The sequence below is a fragment of the Shouchella hunanensis genome (genome assembly GCF_028735875.1).
GTDB lineage: Bacteria > Bacillota > Bacilli > Bacillales > Bacillaceae_D > Shouchella > Shouchella hunanensis.
In genome coordinates, this window is sequence record NZ_CP117834.1 from 1,140,571 (window position 1) to 1,157,668 (window position 17,098).

The 17,098-nt window shown below is 41.1% G+C and carries 17 protein-coding genes; 8 read left to right on the forward strand and 9 right to left on the reverse strand.

Annotation, left to right across the window (positions count from 1 at the left end; genetic code table 11):
• Nucleotides 1-24: 24 nt before the first annotated feature.
• The 3 genes from PQ477_RS05925 to PQ477_RS05935 are packed head-to-tail and all read right to left on the reverse strand — an operon-like array spanning nt 25 to nt 2,948.
• Complete coding sequence (locus PQ477_RS05925; protein WP_274273173.1) at nt 25-978, reverse strand: TAXI family TRAP transporter solute-binding subunit; 954 nt, start codon at nt 976-978, stop codon at nt 25-27.
• A 25-nt stretch (nt 979-1,003) separates the two neighbouring features.
• Nucleotides 1,004-2,002, reverse strand: a complete 999-nt coding sequence (locus PQ477_RS05930; RefSeq protein WP_035393756.1) for a LacI family DNA-binding transcriptional regulator — start codon at nt 2,000-2,002, stop codon at nt 1,004-1,006.
• Between the two features lie 19 nt (nt 2,003-2,021).
• A complete protein-coding gene (locus PQ477_RS05935; protein ID WP_144560206.1) occupies nt 2,022-2,948 on the reverse strand; it encodes a dihydrodipicolinate synthase family protein in 927 nt (308 codons plus the stop codon).
• Nucleotides 2,949-3,230: 282 nt separating this feature from the next.
• Here PQ477_RS05935 and PQ477_RS05940 point away from each other — a divergent pair, with 282 nt between their 5' ends.
• Nucleotides 3,231-3,854, forward strand: a complete 624-nt coding sequence (locus tag PQ477_RS05940) for an NDxxF motif lipoprotein (protein WP_144560207.1) — start codon at nt 3,231-3,233, stop codon at nt 3,852-3,854.
• 29 nt (nt 3,855-3,883) lie between these two features.
• Here the strand turns inward: PQ477_RS05940 and PQ477_RS05945 are convergent, their stop codons facing one another.
• Nucleotides 3,884-4,279, reverse strand: coding sequence for an HIT family protein (locus PQ477_RS05945; RefSeq protein WP_052007631.1), 396 nt, complete (start codon nt 4,277-4,279; stop codon nt 3,884-3,886).
• 112 nt (nt 4,280-4,391) lie between these two features.
• On the opposite strand from PQ477_RS05945, the gene PQ477_RS05950 reads away from it, so the two are divergent.
• Together PQ477_RS05950 and PQ477_RS05955 are read left to right on the forward strand one after the other, a co-directional pair.
• Entirely contained in the window at nt 4,392-4,880 is a 489-nt protein-coding gene (locus PQ477_RS05950) for an ASCH domain-containing protein (protein ID WP_274273174.1), read from the forward strand.
• A 3-nt stretch (nt 4,881-4,883) separates the two neighbouring features.
• Nucleotides 4,884-5,324 carry a GNAT family N-acetyltransferase gene (locus PQ477_RS05955; protein WP_144560208.1) on the forward strand — a complete coding sequence of 147 codons (441 nt, stop codon included), beginning with the start codon at nt 4,884-4,886 and terminating at the stop codon, nt 5,322-5,324.
• A 24-nt stretch (nt 5,325-5,348) separates the two neighbouring features.
• Here the strand turns inward: PQ477_RS05955 and PQ477_RS05960 are convergent, their stop codons facing one another.
• The 3 genes from PQ477_RS05960 to PQ477_RS05970 form a co-directional block, all read right to left on the reverse strand.
• A complete protein-coding gene (locus PQ477_RS05960) occupies nt 5,349-6,497 on the reverse strand; it encodes an NADH:flavin oxidoreductase (protein ID WP_274273175.1) in 1,149 nt (382 codons plus the stop codon).
• Between the two features lie 69 nt (nt 6,498-6,566).
• Entirely contained in the window at nt 6,567-7,028 is a 462-nt protein-coding gene (locus PQ477_RS05965) for a hypothetical protein (protein WP_274273176.1), read from the reverse strand.
• 88 nt (nt 7,029-7,116) lie between these two features.
• Nucleotides 7,117-8,862: a glycoside hydrolase family 2 protein gene (locus PQ477_RS05970; protein WP_060704492.1), complete on the reverse strand. Its 1,746-nt coding sequence runs from the start codon at nt 8,860-8,862 to the stop codon at nt 7,117-7,119.
• Nucleotides 8,863-9,003: 141 nt separating this feature from the next.
• Here PQ477_RS05970 and PQ477_RS05975 point away from each other — a divergent pair, with 141 nt between their 5' ends.
• The 5 genes from PQ477_RS05975 (at nt 9,004) to shc (ending at nt 14,999) form a co-directional block, all read left to right on the forward strand.
• The gene (locus tag PQ477_RS05975; RefSeq protein ID WP_144560211.1) at nt 9,004-9,528 is read left to right on the forward strand and encodes a tubby C-terminal domain-like protein; all 525 of its coding nucleotides are present in this window, start codon (nt 9,004-9,006) and stop codon (nt 9,526-9,528) included.
• A 306-nt stretch (nt 9,529-9,834) separates the two neighbouring features.
• Entirely contained in the window at nt 9,835-11,163 is a 1,329-nt protein-coding gene (locus tag PQ477_RS05980) for an ABC transporter substrate-binding protein (RefSeq protein ID WP_035393771.1), read from the forward strand.
• A 20-nt stretch (nt 11,164-11,183) separates the two neighbouring features.
• Nucleotides 11,184-12,119: a carbohydrate ABC transporter permease gene (locus PQ477_RS05985; RefSeq protein ID WP_052007637.1), complete on the forward strand. Its 936-nt coding sequence runs from the start codon at nt 11,184-11,186 to the stop codon at nt 12,117-12,119.
• 17 nt (nt 12,120-12,136) lie between these two features.
• Nucleotides 12,137-13,003 carry a carbohydrate ABC transporter permease gene (locus PQ477_RS05990; RefSeq protein ID WP_274273177.1) on the forward strand — a complete coding sequence of 289 codons (867 nt, stop codon included), beginning with the start codon at nt 12,137-12,139 and terminating at the stop codon, nt 13,001-13,003.
• Between the two features lie 112 nt (nt 13,004-13,115).
• Nucleotides 13,116-14,999 carry a squalene--hopene cyclase gene (gene shc / locus PQ477_RS05995; RefSeq protein ID WP_274273178.1) on the forward strand — a complete coding sequence of 628 codons (1,884 nt, stop codon included), beginning with the start codon at nt 13,116-13,118 and terminating at the stop codon, nt 14,997-14,999.
• Between the two features lie 105 nt (nt 15,000-15,104).
• On the opposite strand, the gene PQ477_RS06000 is transcribed toward shc, so the two are convergent.
• Nucleotides 15,105-15,506, reverse strand: a complete 402-nt coding sequence (locus PQ477_RS06000; RefSeq protein WP_035393773.1) for a gamma-glutamylcyclotransferase family protein — start codon at nt 15,504-15,506, stop codon at nt 15,105-15,107.
• Nucleotides 15,507-15,582: 76 nt separating this feature from the next.
• Entirely contained in the window at nt 15,583-17,094 is a 1,512-nt protein-coding gene (locus PQ477_RS06005; RefSeq protein WP_144560215.1) for a tripartite tricarboxylate transporter permease, read from the reverse strand.
• Nucleotides 17,095-17,098 lie beyond the last annotated feature (4 nt).

Genomic DNA, 17,098 nt, shown 5'->3' on the forward strand with positions numbered 1-17,098 from the left:
CCTCTCACATTTCGGTTTAAGGATTCAGTTTAGTAATCCAGATTCCTCAAAATATTTTTCTGCTCCTGGATGCAAGGGAATGGGAAGATTATTCGTTGCAGATTCAAGACTTAATTCCCTGGCTGATGGATGAGAATCCTGTATCATTTCTATATTTGAAAAGAAATCTCTCGTCATTTGATATACCGTGTCCTCATCTACTTCTGCATTTACGATAACCATATTGGATATATTCACAGTGGTAATATCATTGTCTGTCCCATAAAGATCCGACGGAATTTTAATTTCTTCCAGATAAGGGAATGTATCAAGAAGCTCGTCCATTTCATTCTCCATAGAAAGAATCCTGAAATTAGAAACTGTCGCAGCTAGTTCAACAATAGCGGAAGCTGGTATAGCAGACTGTACAATCATAGCGTCTGTTGTGTGATCACTTAGCATTCCCACCCCTTCACTGTATGACACGTACGTTCCATTAACATCGTTTAACTGAAGTCCATAGACACTCATAATGTCTGCAACGACATTTGTTGCCCCACCTCCAGCTGGACCTAATACAATATTTTTCCCTTTTAAATCTTCCACACTATAAATATCAGAATTGCCTGACACTAAAATGTGAAATACACCTTTAGATAATCCGCCGAACATGCTCCTTATATTCGTATTTTCCCTTTGATAAGGAGCTTCTCCATGATAACCTGCATACACTAAAGCAGTTTGACTTATAGCTATTTCCAACTCTCCTTTGTCAACTAAATCTACATTTTCTAGTGCTCCACCTGTCACCTCGGCAGATGACCTACTATCAGAATTAGATGAAATAATGTCGGCCATTGAAATTCCGATGGGATAATAGGCACCCCCGGTAGCTGCTGTTCCAACATTAATATAGGTTTTAGCCTCCCCTTTTGAGCAAGCGCTTACAAAAATAAGAAGGGAAATTGCTACAACAATTCCCCTGAGTTGTCTGTTCATTTTGTTTGACCTCCAGTACATGTCATTACTTGAGCTCTTTAACAGATTGACGTTCAACTAAATCCATTTGGAACAACCGTTTCTTTTTCCTGAGATTACTTCCATTTATTTTTGATATGAGCATCTGTGCAGATGTCGTCCCTAACTTTAATAGGTTCGTGTGCATTGTAGTTAATGTCGGATTTGTGAAGCTTGAGAATGGCACATCACCAAATCCAATGATTGACAGATCTTCCGGAATACGAATACCATGTTCATTCGCTGCTTTCATTACACCGAATGCAAGATAATCTGAAGAGCAAACAATAGCCGTTGGTAGATTACTAGCATCGTTAATCCTCTGAATAAAGTGATTGTAGCTCGCCACTGAATCATATTCAGGAACCTCTATTATTGAATGGGGATCCAGCGAATGAGCTTTCATCGCCTGTTCGTATCCTTCTAAACAAAGACGACTTTTAAAAGCGGTTTTTGGACCATTTACTAATTCAATCTCTTTATGTCCCTTCGATACCAGATACTGAACCGCCGAAGCAATTCCTCCACTGTCATCTGGACAAACGTTAGGAAAATCTTCCTCTTCATAACTCCCAACAATAATAGTGGGAATTCGCGATTCTCGCAATTGCACTAGTAGAGAGTCATCTTCTCTAACTGCGAAAAGTAAGATGCCATCTACCACATGATTTTCAACTAGATATTGCTGATGCTGATAGGTAAATGACGAAATCATATTGTATTGGTTTTTATCCAATACGTTCGAAATCCCCTCAAAAATTCTTGTAAAGAAAGGATTTCCTAGAACCGTGTTTCCTTCTCTCGGAGAAACGATACCAATATTGTGCGTCTGTTGGCTAGCCAACCCCCTCGCACTCATATTTGGCCGATACCCCATCTCAGCAATAATTTTTTTTATTTTCTCAGTTGTTTCCACCCCTACCCCGGGTTTACCAGATATAGCTCTAGAAACCGTGGCAGTTGACACGTTTGCGGCTTTTGCAACATCTTTAATGCGAATTCCCATGGTATAACACTCCATTTGTTTAAACTAAGAGGTTCACCTTATCAAGCCCCTGTTTAATCTCTTCTTTTTCTTTTGTCGATAGTGGTATAACAGGTGGTCTTGCAAGCGCACTCGGTACTAAACCTCTCTGATACATTGCTTCTTTCATTCTAGCATGTGCCGTCGAGGATGGTTCACCCATTTTATAAACAGCCTGTTTTAACTCATAGATTTCATCGTATACCGCTTGAGCCTTAATAAGGTCCTGCTCCTCCACTGCCTTGACTAAAGAAACAATTAGATCAGGAACAAAACATCCAAACCCAACCAGTGCACCATCGATTCCTTGTACGAGAGTTGGAAGTAGATATTCATCGTGACAAGTTAAAATCGAAATGTCTGGCGCATGTTTTTTAAGTGCTCTTACATCTACTTCGTACTGCGCAATATCGCGGGTACCAATTTTCACAGCTTCAACATTTGGAATATTCACCATTTCCAAAAGTTGATCCGTTGTGTACGTTGCTTTCGTCCAATTAGGGTATTGATGAACAACAATTGAGATATCAACAGATGCGGCTACATCTTTGAAGAATTGAACTGTTGATTCTGGCTGCATGCCAAAACGCAACCACGAATGTGGGGGCATTAAAAGGATTCCTTCTCCACCCGCCTCTTCAATTGCTTTTGCATGTTCAACAGCCTCTAACGTTCCCTCTGCAGACAAGCCTGAAATAACAGGAACTTTTCCATTTAACTCTTCAACAGCAATTCTTACAGCCTCTGCCCGTTCATGTGGCAACAACGAGTTAATTTCTCCTGTATGTCCATTTACAACGATACCAGAAATGCCATCATGACTGGCAACCCAACTGACTAATTTTCTAAATCCTGCCTCATCGATACTGTAATCATCTTTAAAAGGTAACAATACTGCCGGGTAAACTCCATTCCACTTTTTTCCCATTGTTTCACTTCACCTCATCATTAGATTATGATCGTACAAGTTCATGCAGATATTAACGTAAGCGGTTAACGTAAGCGGTTACGTTAAGGCAATCGTAATGCACATTGATCAATTCGTCAATAGAAAGTTTTAAATTGTCAGAAATTTAACTCTCAAAAAAAATGCAGATACTACCTATCTATTCGCCATTTTCCTAGTAAAAGAGGGGAATCCACCTTATTTATAGAAGGAAGTACGTTGTGAAAAAGAACTTGTCTAGAGCACGACATTGGAGGCATAAAAATGAAGAAAGGTTGCACAATCTGTTTTGTTGGATTAGGTTTATTGTTTAGTGCTTGTTCACAGGATAGCGAAACTCATCTTGCTAACAACGAAATCGAAGAAAGAATTCATTTAGAGGAAATTGTGGTTCCGACTGATATTTTCATTTCAGACACTGTCGCCACGGAACTAACAGAAGATGAACTCAACGCTAGTATCGAATTCTATTTAAATGCTTGCGGTGATTTATATGCAGTGATGGATCAATTCGAGAATGCTACCGATTCAGGCGTCCTTCTTACAGAAGAAGAAACGAAACTACTAGCAGAAACTCTTACATTGTTATACGACAATGACAAAAATTTCTCAGCATACATCGGAGAAAATACTGTACCTGCTAGCTATGAAGAAAATGTAGAGCTCATTCAACAATATGTAACAGGGCTTAACCAATTTCTTTATCATTTTGATGAAAAAATAGGTCGTTTTGAAGATGCTGTTGAGAATTTAATAGGCGGAGTGATTCGACTAGAAGATTTTATGCTCGTAGGCGACCTTCCCAGCAATGTGAACGGAAAAGCACAACAAAAAATTGAGAATTTCCTCAAGGAAAAAGGAATCTCCACTCATTTATTCGATCAATAACGTAGAAGCGTCCGTTCTAATCGGCGCTTCTACTTTAATTTTCTTTGCATCATAGCCAATGCTTCCTCTGTCTCTCGCTTCAATGCTCCGTGCAAATAAGCTTGAGAGGTAAGATCATGATATTCTTCCAACGGTACTAAATGAACGTGAAGATGGTCAATGTCAAATCCAACAATTGCCATACCTACTTTTTTCGGGTTTAATGTGCTTTGAAGATGTCGGCTTCGTTCCCTTACGACTTTCATTAAGTGGATATACGAGTCGGTCTCTAGTTGATGGATATCTGTCACATGTTTCTTCGGGATTACGAGGGTATGGCCTGGACGAATCGGGTATATATCAAGTATCGCCAGGCAATGCTCATCTTCATAAACGATTTTAGCATCCTGACGGCTCTGACTGATTTCACAAAAAAGACAGTTCATTGAATAGGCACCTCTTTCATTTCATCTGTCCTGTTTCTAATCACCTATACGTTCATGGTAAACTAAACCATATATACAATGGTCAAACACAGCTAGAAAGGGAGTTTTTGCGATGACTGAACATCCATCTATTCAAGAAATGTGGAACGCTTTTACATCTCAACACCCTACGTTCACTCATTCTACTTACACAGCGTGGGCTTTTGGGGATGGTACAAAAGAGATGGCAGATGACTTATGCAAACTTGTATTGGAAGGAAAGAAGCAAGGTACTTCCTCTTATTATGCAGCCTATGAAAAAGAAAATGAACTTTTACCATTCGAAGGGCAATGGAACATTATTTTAGATGGAGACGGTATTGCTCAAGCCATTATGCAAACCATTAAAGTGGATGTTCTTCCTTATAACGAAATAACGGAGAGACACGCCTATGCGGAAGGCGAAGGCGATCAAACCCTTTCCTACTGGAAACAAGTCCATGACCCATTCTTTTCTCAGTTGGCACCTACGTTAGGGCTAACGTTTCAAGAAAAAGATTTAGTTGTATACGAATGGCTAAAGCTCGTGTATAGAAAGGAAGCAAAGGAGGTTTCCGCTTAAAAAATGTTCATGTTGAGTCAAAGTAGCTACTCAGATAAAGCCTATTTAGCACAGTTAAGAATGAATGTTTTAAAAGCGGATTTTGATCGCCATCAGCTTCCTTACGAACGCGTTTCTAAACGCTTTGAAGAGAATTTCCAGCCTGAACACATTTACTTAATTAATGTGGACGAGGTAGGCACAATCGGATGCATTGGCATCGTTGAGCACAAGGATCTTGTTGAATTGAAGAACTTTTATATTGAACCGTCGTTTCAAGGGAACGGTGTGGGTCGTACTGTTTTTCAGCATGTTGTGGAGCAATACAAAGAAAAACGTGAGATTTCGTTAAAAATTTTTAAAGGCAGTCGAGCTAAAACGTTCTATGAATCGTTTGGCTTCACAGTCAAAGAGCAAAATGAGCGAGTTGAAACGATGTCTTTAAATCAAAGAGTACACACGTAAGAAGAAGGTATGACAACCTTCTTCTTACTTTGTTACTTCTTCATTTTTAATCAAGTCTATCTTCAATTCCTCTTCCGATATAGCAGCAGCTGGCGTTGTATTATCGGTTAACATGTTCTTTACATGACTCACTTCCATCAGAGGTTCTCCTTGGTCAAAGCGATTCGGAAAATCAGGGTGAACAAGAGCTTGTCTACCTAATGCGATAAAATCACACTGTTCAATGGCAACAAGTTTTGCAGCTTCAGCCGGATTTTCAAGACTTCCACACGCAATAATCGGTTTGTTTGAATAACGTTTCGCCGCTTCTGACATAAGCATGGAATCTTGTCCAAATGCCGGAATCTTTGCGTCACTCTCAGATAAATGAATATAATCGACGTCTGTCTCTCCTAAGATTGAGAAGATCGCAGCTGCCTCTGCTTCGCCACCTTCCCATGTATAAGACGGGTCCGTCGCTTTCATTTGTGAAATCCTTACGCCGAGCAGCATCGTAGCCCCAACGGCTTTTCGCACTTCTGCGATCAGTTCGACAATCAGTTTCAGTCGTTTATCAATTGAACCACCGTAAGCATCCTCACGTTGGTTACTTCCTTCTGAAAGAAATTGATCAAGCAAATAACCATTAGCACCGTGTAGCTCTATGCCATCAAACCCTGCCTCTTGCGCTCGTTGCGCTGCTTCGACAAACCCTTTTTTAATTTGTTCTATCTCTTCAATTGAAAGGGGCCGTGCCTCAGGGAAAGGTCCTTGTCCACCATATAAGGCCACTTTATCTCGAGGGGGCGTGAATACGCTTGGAGCCACAGTCTCACTCGTATAAGCATTCCCTTGGGACTGAGCCCCTGCGTGCATGAGTTGAGCAATGAATAAACTTCGATTTTCATGAACCGTCTCGACGATGGGCTTCCAAGCTTCCATTTGTTCATGACTAGCTAAGCCAGGTTGATACTCGTACCCTTGACTATGTTCTCTATCTGGATAGATCCCTTCTGAAATAATGGCAGAGAATCCACCTTTTGCAAAACGTTCGTAATAACGGCGCACCGTCTCGTTCGGCTCTCCATTTTGTGATGAAGACACACGCGTCATTGGTGCCACAATGTACCGATTTTTGAAAATGTGATTCCCAATCGTTCCTTGATTTAGCAAGAGCTCTTTTTCATTTAACATCGACATCGACTCCCTACTTTCTTATAACGTTTGCTAACCTCCCTTTCCTTTTGTCGATTCATGTTAAACCTACTCTGCGTTTCTCTCATTCTTCTCGTCAATAAATTCAGCTAGCCATTTCATATCAATAGGACCATTCATGACTTGATACGTACCGTCATCCACTAAATGAACACCTGCTTCTCCTATAAAAGCAACAGATGGTGTATGAGAATAATGACTAACAAAAATTTGTTGTTGTGTTCCATATAAGAGTTGCCTTTGATAATGGGTTTGGGACACTCGCTTTACTTGATAAGCAGAGAGAAATTCCATTAACTTTTCCATTTGTTCACGGTCTTCCAAGTAAAATTCATATTCATTTGCTTGTTCAACCTTTGTTATATCTGTGGTTACAGCCATAATCATTACATCATCTTCATTATAGTAAATGAGACTTTCTAACGAACGCTCTTCGTAGTAATAAACCAGTTTGATAGAGAGACATACGATCCCCCCAATAGAAGCAATAAGAAGCAGCCAGCGTTTCATCCGCATCACCCCTTTATAATAAGGTATACGGAACTTATTGTCCTTACGACAAGATTTTGGGGCAAACGTACACCATCATATCTCTCCCTTACGCTTTATCATTAAGTGCTTTTATTTTTTCCACTTTCAGTTTTGGCTTTCGATTTTCATCAAGCAACCCGTTTACTTCTTGCTGAACATCGGTAATTTGGGTGTAACAATAACCACTTACATAAGGTAAGGCTTTAATGGCATCTGTTATACTCTCATAGCGAGCTAAAAAGTCTTTTTCAGACTTCACTTGATTTCCATATCCCCAGCCATCTTCTGTTGTAAAAGCAATGCCACCATATTCACTGATGATGACCGGTTGCCCTTTGTATTGATAGCCTTCTGCAAATGCATACTTATCGTTGTTATGAGGATACGCGTTTCCTAAAACTGCGTTCTGATCTTCATAGCGCTGGACTAAACGATCTGCAAATTCTTCATAGTCGTGAAGCGTAATAATGTCAGATACCGTATGCTCCCAGCCATCATTGACAATGACCGGTCTCGTCGCATCGATTGCTTTTGTTCCATAGTAAATACTTTCAGTGAATGCTTGCTGTTGAGTATTCGTAAAGATTTGCCCAACACCCCATGACTCATTAAACGGAACCCACGTCACAATAGATGGATAATGGGCGAGTTGCTCGACAACATCCAACCATTCTTCAGTAAACGCTTTCACAGCTTTCCTTGAATAAGAATAAGAGGATGGCATTTCTGCCCATACAAGCAACCCTTTCTGGTCGCACAGAGCATAGAATCGTTCATCTTCAATCTTTTGATGTTTACGAATTCCGTTGAATCCTAATGCTTTAATCGCATCAATATCTTCTTCAAGGGCTTCAAAAGAAGGGGGTGTCAAATGACTATCTTTCCAATAACCTTGATCGAGAATGAGCTTTTGGTAAATGGGACGATTATTTAACAAAACGCGTCCATTTTTAATTGAAATTTTTCGAAGACCAAAATAAGATTGCACTCGGTCAACCTCTTGTCCATCTTTTCGAACGACAAAGGCCACCTCATATAAATTTGGTTGCTCTGGTGACCAGACGGCTACACGCCATTCATGAATCGCTGACGCTAAATCAACTTTAAAGAGAGTCTCTTCTCGTTCGGGTGTCAATGAAAACCGTCTTACTTCATACCCTTTAAACGTAATGATCGTTTCAATTTCAACTCCAGTGACGCCGCCACGAAGGTCGTACGCAAAGCTCACCGCTTGTTCATCTAAATCTGGCTGAATATCCACTTTGTTCAAGTGTTGCTTGCTCACATATTCAACCCATACAGATTGCCAAATGCCTGTTGTTTGGACATACCAACAGCCAAAATTTTCTCCAATCCAGCGCTGCTTCCCTCTTGGTTGGTCCATGCTCATGCTATCTTCTACCCGCACGGTTATCTGTTGTGTTTGTGCTTCTACTAGATACGGAGTCATGTCAAACGAAAACGATGTGTAGCCACCTTCATGTTCTCCAGCAAAGCATCCATTTATCCAAACGGTTGTTTTGTAATCGCTTGCTTGGAAATGAAGAAGAACCTGTTTCTTCTGGTTCTCTTTGGCAATCGTTATATGGCGCTCATACCAAACAACTGGATGAAACTGTTCGTCTTGAATTCCACTTTGTTTTGTTTCATACGTAAAAGGAACAGCAATCGTTTGATTTAGTTTATCTCCTTGGAACCAACGTTGCTTAAGACCTACATTTTCATCGTCAAAGCCAAATGCCCATTGGCCATTCAGCAGCTCCCAGCCTTGCCTAACAAATTTCGGTCGAGGACAATCCACTATCGCTTTCATCTTCTCAGCTCCCTTTTGTTGACATACCCTCCATCAATCAGATACGTTTTTCTTATCAAAGATTGTTTTAAAGGAAGTATGAGCAGTTTTTGCGGAATTGTCAAACTATTATTAATGAAAACGAACGGGGGAATGCTTAGAATGAACATTCATTTTGATATACCTACCTATAAAGCGAGTCTAAAAGAAATTCATGTAAAAAGCGACGAAGCAACAATTGGCACATTTCGTCGATTTACAAAAAGCGATTTAAAGAAAACATTCGGACGTCACCTTTCTTCAACATTTGTTTCAAATCTAATGATCCAATCATCTAATTCTCAATTTCAATTTAGACTGAACAACCAAATCCGGGCATTTCTCTCCAATGCATCATGGACGATTAAAGAGCAGGGAATGACAATTGGAGAGATACGTGAACAACCTGTGGGGAGAACGTTAATTGTAACCACTGAACAAGGGAATGTAGAAGTGAAGTCTACGCTTATAGCATTAAGGGAGATTGAAGTGAATCTGCTCTCAGAAAAACCGGTAGCAATCGCTAGAGGAAAAAGAAATGGAAGCATTCAAAACCCAACGTTTGATCTAACGCTACAGCCCCATTCATTGACGTTTCCTCCTGTGTTTTTTGCCGCTCTTTGTTTTTTGCATATTCATCAAGGATAGGTCAAATAAGCCAACGTCTCAGAGACCATGCCTTACGATTACTCTTGTATCCAAATCCCTTCTTCATTCAAGACCTGCTTAAACCTAACCGAGCCTTTAACTAAAAAAGGGTTTCCCGTTAAGATCTCTAGTCCTTCCCTCTCCATGCTCGTCTACCTCTAGACACTTATTCGTTGCATTTCAACGTGATTCCCTGCATATCTACTTCTTTCCATGCATATTGTACAAGAAATGAAGCAGGACTTTCTTTACCGATCAAGAAGAGTTATGTAAGCGCTTACTATATCTTCTCGTGGAGGGATTGGAATGAGGAAAAGGATTCAAGCAGCTTTACTTATCCCTATTGTGACAAGTGTATCTCTGCTAGCGAGTTGTTCAGATGAACAAACGTCTGGAGGAGGAGATGTCGTACTCACTTGGCTTGTCCGTAGTGATCCGAACCTTATTGAATGGGAACATCGAGTGATTGAAGCATTCGAAGACGAAAACCCTGGCATCCGCGTCCAGTTACAGACGATTCCTCAAGGTGAAATTGATCAAAAATTGCAGACGATGATAGCTGGTGGCAACGTCCCAGATGTCTGGTCACCGAACTGGGCAGACTCAGGGTTTGGCAGTTACTATGCAATGGGAGCACTTAAAGACTTAACGCCTTTTTTAGAAAAAGACCCCCATGTCCTAGATGGTATCGATGACACATTAACCGATGTCTATAAAATGGAAGATGGTGTCTACGGCATTCCAATATTATCAATGGGCTCCTTTCTTTATTACAATCGGGATCTTTTTGATGAAGCAGGTGTGGCCTATCCTCCGACCGATTGGAACGACGAAAGTTGGAATTATGAAGCCATGATTGAAGCAGCACAAGCGATTACACAGAATGACCTTCCTCCTACACAGCGAGTCTATGGTGTCTTAGATGAAGATTCGCCTAATAAAAACGCTTGGGCATTTGGCGGTGATTTTTTTGCAGAAGAAGATTATGAAACCGGTTTGTTAACAGAGCCTGTTATTACGGAAAATCCACGGAACCGTGAAGCGATCCAACAGCGTTCTGATCTCATTAACGTCCATGAAGTAATGCCACCACAAAGTGAAATTGCCGCTCTACAACAGCTAAGTGATCCGTTTTTAAGTGGACGCGTTGGCATGGTAATGAAAGGTGGTTGGGGCACACGCCAGTATGCAAATACAGACTTAAACTGGGGGCTAGCCGCTTATCCTTATACAAACGATGAGCGCCAGATTTCCTTGTATGTCGACCCTTGGGCAATGAGTGAAGGTAGTAAGCATCCTGAAGAAGCCTGGGAATTTCTTAAGTTTCTATTAGATCCAGAACAAGCCGCGAAATGGATGGTCGAGATGACATTAGAGAGTCCGGCTCACTCTGATTTAAAAGAATTATGGTTTGAGCTTATCTCGGAAAGAACAGGCATACCGGTTGCTGATTTACGCATTGCAGAAGAAGGCGCATTGCAATATGGGCGACCAACTGATAACCACTTGATTTCAAACTTTGCACCTATTTTAAAACACCAGAACATGACAATCAATGCGATCTACGATCGTCGAAAAAGCGTTGATGAAGGCATAGAAGAACTTCAACAAAATATGACGTCACTCACCTACTAACGGGATGGAGGGGATTACAAATGGAAACGAACACAGCGCCCAATCGGAGTCGAAAACCACTTAAACATACATCTATTGGGGCAAGGAGAGAAGAAAAGTACTTTTGGCTATTTATTTCACCGTGGTTAATCGGTTTTACTGTATTTATCGCTGGTCCTATGATCGCTTCGCTTTACTTTAGCTTTACCGATTATGCCATCATGGGTGAAGCTTCGTTTGTAGGCTTACAAAACTTTGTGAATCTCTTTTCTGATCCATTGTTCTATCGCTCCTTATTTGTCACGACAGCTTACGCTGCTCTCGCCGTTCCCTTTTCCATTGTTTTAGCCATTGGGCTTGCTTTGTTACTGAATGCCAAAATTAAAGGGCAGGCCTTTTTTCGAACCTTCTTTTATGCGCCCTCCATCATTTCAGGAGTGTCTGTCGCCTTTCTATGGATGTGGATTCTAAATCCTCAATTCGGAGTCGTCAATTCCTTTCTATATGAAGTTTTTGGCTTGACAGGACCTGGCTGGTTTACGGACCCTTATACCGTTATTCCTTCCTTTGTCCTTATGCAGTTGACTGCAGTCGGAAGTACGATGATTATTTTCCTCGCTAGTCTGCAACAGCTTCCAAAAGAGCTTTATGAAGCTGCAGCTATAGATGGAGCAAGTGCTTGGAGACGGTTCAGAAACATCACGATCCCATTGATTTCACCGATTATTCTTTTTAATGTCATTATCTCCATCATTGCGTCGTTTCAAATTTTCACTCAAGCGTACGTGATTACAGATGGTGGACCCGATTGGATGAGCTACTTCTACGTTTATTATTTGTTTGAAACAGCCTTTTTCCAAAATCGTATGGGGTACGCATCTGCTCAAGCTTGGATTTTATTTTTAATCATCTTTGTTCTTACATTCCTAGCTCTTTACGTATCTCGGAAAAATGTCCACTACGAATATGACAAATAATCAAGGAGGTCAAGCACATGAAGCACCTATTTAATAAGACTCACTATTCTCCTGGCGAGCTATCTAAAGGTGGGAAAATTCTTACGTATACTGGTTTAATGGCTTGTCTATCTTTGTTTTTGTTTCCAGTAGCTTGGATGTTTTTTACATCGGTGAAAAGTTTGGATGAGATCGTTTCAAATCCACTCTCTTTTTTTCCTACTACCTGGAACTGGTCCAACTATCTGGAAGTCTTTCAGAACCACCCGTTTGCAACCTACCTCTGGAATACGTCTTGGTACACCGTCGTCACGGTAGTCGGTACCGTTTTCTTTTCCGCCATGATCGCATTTGGGTTTGCTCGATTTCGCGCTAGAGGGCAAACGTTCTTGTTCGCTATTGTTTTAAGTACGATGATGCTGCCGCAACAAGTAGTGATGATCCCACAATATTTACTGTTTAATTCGATTGGATGGGTGGATTCTTATTTACCCTTAACCATTCCAGCCATTGCTGGGAGTGCATTCTTAATCTTTTTGTTACGACAGTTTTATCTCGGCTTACCAAAAGAACTGGATGAAGCTGTGACCATTGATGGCGGCGGCTACTTAACGATCTTCTTTAAGATTATCCTTCCTCTCTCCTTGCCTGCGATGGCAACAGCTGCCATTATTGAATTTATGTTTCGCTGGAATGATTTAATGGGTCCACTCATTTATTTAAATTCACAAGAGCTTTATCCATTGTCTCTAGGGTTAGCAAATTTCACTGCTGCGTACGCGGCTACACCTTGGCAGCTACTTATGGCCGCTTCCGTTATGGCTGTGCTACCACCTCTCACTCTGTTCTTTTTTGCACAAAAATATTTTATTCAAGGGGTGGTAATTTCGGGTACAAAAGGCTGATAGAGTGGAACAAGACAGCACCTGCCAAGGAGCTGTCTTTTTTCTTTTATCGTCATGACAGCTTTTCCTGCTGAATAGGTTGTAAAAGCGACGGTTCGGTGGGAGGGTTTGTATGAAGATTCAAGCAGCTATGGAGGCATTAGTTGCAAAGCTTCGGGAAGACCAACATGAAGATGGCTCATGGCAGTATCCATTTGAAGCGGGAACGTTTACGGATGCTTATATGATTATTTTATTACGTACGTTGGAGAAGGACGATGAGGCACTTATTGAAGCATTAGCCGAGCGCCTTTTAAGCTTACAGGAGAAAAGCGGTGCTTGGAAACTCGTTAAAGATGAGCACGAAGGGAATCTGACGACAACAGTTGAATGCTATTATGCACTCTTGTATTCTGGCTATCTCTCAAAAAATGATCAGCGCCTGCAAAAAGCAAAGCATTTTATTGTTGCAAATGGTGGTATGGAACAAGCAACGTTATTAACAAAATTTGTCCTTCTGCTAACAGGACAATACAAATGGCCTTCTTTCTTTCCTGTTCCTATCGAACTCATTCTATTACCAGTTGCTTTTCCATTTAATTTATTTAGTATGTCTGTCTATGGGCGGGCTCATATGGTACCTCTCTTGATCGCTGCCGATCATAAATTGCAAGTCACAACATCAAGAAGTCCCGACCTTTCTGACTTGTATAGCCAGTCAAGAAACGACCCTTTTGTAGATTGGGTGAACGGAGAGGCATCTCGTAAACTTCACGGCACCATACACTATTTAGTTAAAAAAGTAATCACCGGTCCAACGAATATCCATCAACTTGCCATTAGTCAGGCAAAGCACTATATGATGAACGGAACTGAAAAAGATGGGACACTCTTTAGTTATTTCACATCAACGATGTTTATGGTATTTGCTCTTCTTGCTTTAGGTCATCCCAAACACGATCCACTAATTGAAAAAGCAATTGAAGGTTTAAAGTCTTTTCAAACTACAGTCAATGGGAGACCCCATATACAATTTACAACGGCAACGATCTGGAATACGTCGCTCATTAGCTATGCCTTACAGGAAGCCAAGGTAAAGCCATCAGACGAAATGATTCAAAAAGCATCAAGCTACTTAGTAAAGAAACAGCACGATACGTACGGAGATTGGGTTGTTCATAATCCAGAAATACTTCCTGGTGGCTGGGGATTCTCTACCATTAATACGTTCCAACCGGATATGGATGATACGACCTCTTCACTTCGTGCGATCACAGCACCAGCCGTGAAGAATCAAGAAATAAAAGAAGCGTGGAAACGAGGTACCCTCTGGGTCACTTCTATGCAAAATCGCGACGGTGGTTGGGGTGCATTTGAAAAAAACACCAATAGTCGTCTGCTCGCACTCCTCCCGATCCAAGAAAGCAAAGGCATTCTTACTGACCCAAGCACCCCTGATTTAACCGGTAGAGCCATAGAGTTCCTCGGAAATTTCACCCACATACAAAAAGATGAAAAGGTCCTTAAAAGAGGCATTCGCTGGCTTAAAAAAAATCAACAAAAAGACGGCTCATGGGAGGGACAATGGGGTGTAAATTACATTTATGGTACGTGGGCAGCTTTAACAGCTCTTGGCGCAGCTGGAGTGTCTAAACATGATTCTTGTGTAACGAAAGCGGTGAGCTGGCTTAAAAGCATTCAGCATCTAGATGGTGGTTGGGGAGAATCATGCTTAAGTGATCGAAACAAGGGGTTTACCACCCTCCCTGCAAGCAACATCACCCAAACAGCTTGGGCGATCGATGCACTCATTGCTGTACTGGACTATCCTGAAAAGTCCATTCGAGATGGGATTCGTTATTTGCTTGCCCATTTAGATACTAATTCAGACTGGACAGATGCATACCCAGTCGGGAAAGGATTAGCTGATCGAATCTATTTCCACTATCATAGTTATCGGCATTTCTATCCACTACTTGCTCTTGCTCATTACCATAACAAATTTAATCAAACATAAACTTCATTCACATTGCCCTCTCACCCATCGCATATCATTTAGAATGAAAAGCTCATAAACACGACGAAAACCCTTCTAAACAGGGCTTTCGTCTTTTGCTTTACTTTATACATGCTTATTGGGGCGATAGGCCATCCAGTCGCCATTTGGTATCGGTTCCACAATATGGTTAAAAAAATCCGTCGCTATATAACCAAACGCCTGCACCGTTTTCCCATCTACAATAACGTTGATTTTTACACGTTCGTACTCATTCCCAGTGAGTCGACCTTCTTTATACCCCTCTAATTTATCTACAGCTTCCAATACTTTAGGAGACACGCTGTAGAGTTCACCACGTATAAACTGGCCCTTTTTAAACCGTGCGATTGGATAGCCATATGGAGTCGCATGTAGTTCTCCTTCTACATAACAATCCCTTTTCAAGCAAGTTGCCGATTCTAGATAGTGTGCATTTGTGCCCCCTTTACGCAAGGTCCCATATACGAACAAGTAGATACTTCGCACACTGCTCCACCTTTCTCTACGTTTTTACCCTATGATACTTTTTTCATTGTATGCATACAAGATAACGATTGATAGATTACATGGAAGCGCCTGTTCCAGTTCCTTTTCTCCATTTAAATAGCTTCAAAATAAGAGGATAACTTAAGGAAAGCAACGTTAAGAAGAACAATGTCGTTGCAATTGGCGAGGCAAAGAAAATCGCCTGTGGACTCTCATAAATAATGGAGGCTCTACGCATGTTTTGCTCCATTTCTCCACCAACGATAAGGGCTAAAATCAATGGTGCTACAGGGTAGTCTAATACGCGCATAAGTAAGCCAATTAAGCCTGCAATAATGAGCAAGTAAAAATCGATGGTACTATACCCAAGTGTATATGCACCAATAAACGATAAAACCAACACAATAGGATACAGCACATTGGCAGGTGTACGTAACACCTTAATTAACATGCCTACCATTAAAATATTAATAATGACTAAAATTAAATTTCCTATAAACATACTGTTAATGAGCGTCCATACAAGATCCGGGCTATTTTCAAACAATAAAGGTCCTGGAGTAATACCAATCATGACTAACGCCCCAAGCATAACAGCGGTTGTACCTGATCCTGGAATACCCATTGTTAACATAGGAATGAGTGACCCTACAGCAGCTGAACTGTTGGCTGATTCAGGTGCGACAAGTCCTTCTACTGCCCCTTTACCGAATTCATCCTTTCGCTTCGATAGTTGTTTTTCGGTAGAATACGCAAGTAAAGAGGAAATCGTTCCACCTGATCCTGGTAAAACACCGAGAAAGAAACCAAGTGGTCCACTTCGAAAAATCGGTCCCAGCGATCGTTTCCATTGTTCTTTTGTAAACCATTTGCTACCGATGGCTTGGTCATTTTTTGGTTGCTGTCCTTTTTTCTTTGGAAACATATTGTATAAGACTTCTCCTAGCGCATAAATCCCGATAATAATGACGATGAAGTTAATACCATCTGTAAAATGCGGAACACCAAATGTGAATCGATGCACACCTGATTGGAGATCAATTCCAACCGTGCTTATCGCTAGACCAGCAAACATGGCAACAAACCCTTTGATCATTTTTCCTGTTGAAAGGGCAACAACTGCTGATAATGTGAAAAGAAAAAGCATAAAATACTCGGCTGGACCAAAGTTTAACGCAAATTGAGCAAGGGGAATGGCAAGAAAGATAAAGCCAAAAATCGCCATGATGCCACCAAACAATGACGCCATCGCTGCAATCGACATGGCTTGACCTGCTTGGCCTTTTAATGTCATTGGATAACCGTCGAACGTCGCCGCAATGGACGAACCATCTCCCGGTGTATTAATAAGTATGGAACTCCTCGATCCACCAAAAAGCGCTCCGTAATAAATTGAAGACATTAAGATTAATGCGCTTACTGGATTCATTCCGAACGTTAGTGGAATTAAAACCGCTACTCCAGTTGCTGGACCTAGACCCGGAAGAATTCCAACGATTGTACCTAACAAGGCACCAAAAATGAGCCACACCATATTCATTGGTTCGAGTGCGGTAAAAAGCCCATCGATAATGATTGACCACTCCATGCCT

Excerpts from the sequence above, each read along its gene's own strand:
- PQ477_RS05960 (WP_274273175.1), bottom strand. The coding sequence starts at position 6,497 with ATGTTAAATGAAAAAGAGCTCTTGCTAAATCAAGGAACGATTGGGAAT.
- PQ477_RS05980 (WP_035393771.1), top strand. The coding sequence starts at position 9,835 with ATGAGGAAAAGGATTCAAGCAGCTTTACTTATCCCTATTGTGACAAGT.
- PQ477_RS05945 (WP_052007631.1), bottom strand. The coding sequence starts at position 4,279 with ATGAACTGTCTTTTTTGTGAAATCAGTCAGAGCCGTCAGGATGCTAAA.
- PQ477_RS05940 (WP_144560207.1), top strand. The coding sequence starts at position 3,231 with ATGAAGAAAGGTTGCACAATCTGTTTTGTTGGATTAGGTTTATTGTTT.
- PQ477_RS05990 (WP_274273177.1), top strand. The coding sequence starts at position 12,137 with ATGAAGCACCTATTTAATAAGACTCACTATTCTCCTGGCGAGCTATCT.
- PQ477_RS05955 (WP_144560208.1), top strand. The coding sequence starts at position 4,884 with ATGTTCATGTTGAGTCAAAGTAGCTACTCAGATAAAGCCTATTTAGCA.
- PQ477_RS05925 (WP_274273173.1), bottom strand. The coding sequence starts at position 978 with ATGAACAGACAACTCAGGGGAATTGTTGTAGCAATTTCCCTTCTTATT.
- PQ477_RS05950 (WP_274273174.1), top strand. The coding sequence starts at position 4,392 with ATGACTGAACATCCATCTATTCAAGAAATGTGGAACGCTTTTACATCT.
- PQ477_RS05935 (WP_144560206.1), bottom strand. The coding sequence starts at position 2,948 with ATGGGAAAAAAGTGGAATGGAGTTTACCCGGCAGTATTGTTACCTTTT.
- PQ477_RS05985 (WP_052007637.1), top strand. The coding sequence starts at position 11,184 with ATGGAAACGAACACAGCGCCCAATCGGAGTCGAAAACCACTTAAACAT.
- shc (WP_274273178.1), top strand. The coding sequence starts at position 13,116 with ATGAAGATTCAAGCAGCTATGGAGGCATTAGTTGCAAAGCTTCGGGAA.
- PQ477_RS05975 (WP_144560211.1), top strand. The coding sequence starts at position 9,004 with ATGAACATTCATTTTGATATACCTACCTATAAAGCGAGTCTAAAAGAA.
- PQ477_RS05965 (WP_274273176.1), bottom strand. The coding sequence starts at position 7,028 with ATGAAACGCTGGCTGCTTCTTATTGCTTCTATTGGGGGGATCGTATGT.
- PQ477_RS06005 (WP_144560215.1), bottom strand. The coding sequence starts at position 17,094 with ATGGAGTGGTCAATCATTATCGATGGGCTTTTTACCGCACTCGAACCA.
- PQ477_RS05930 (WP_035393756.1), bottom strand. The coding sequence starts at position 2,002 with ATGGGAATTCGCATTAAAGATGTTGCAAAAGCCGCAAACGTGTCAACT.
- PQ477_RS05970 (WP_060704492.1), bottom strand. The coding sequence starts at position 8,862 with ATGAAAGCGATAGTGGATTGTCCTCGACCGAAATTTGTTAGGCAAGGC.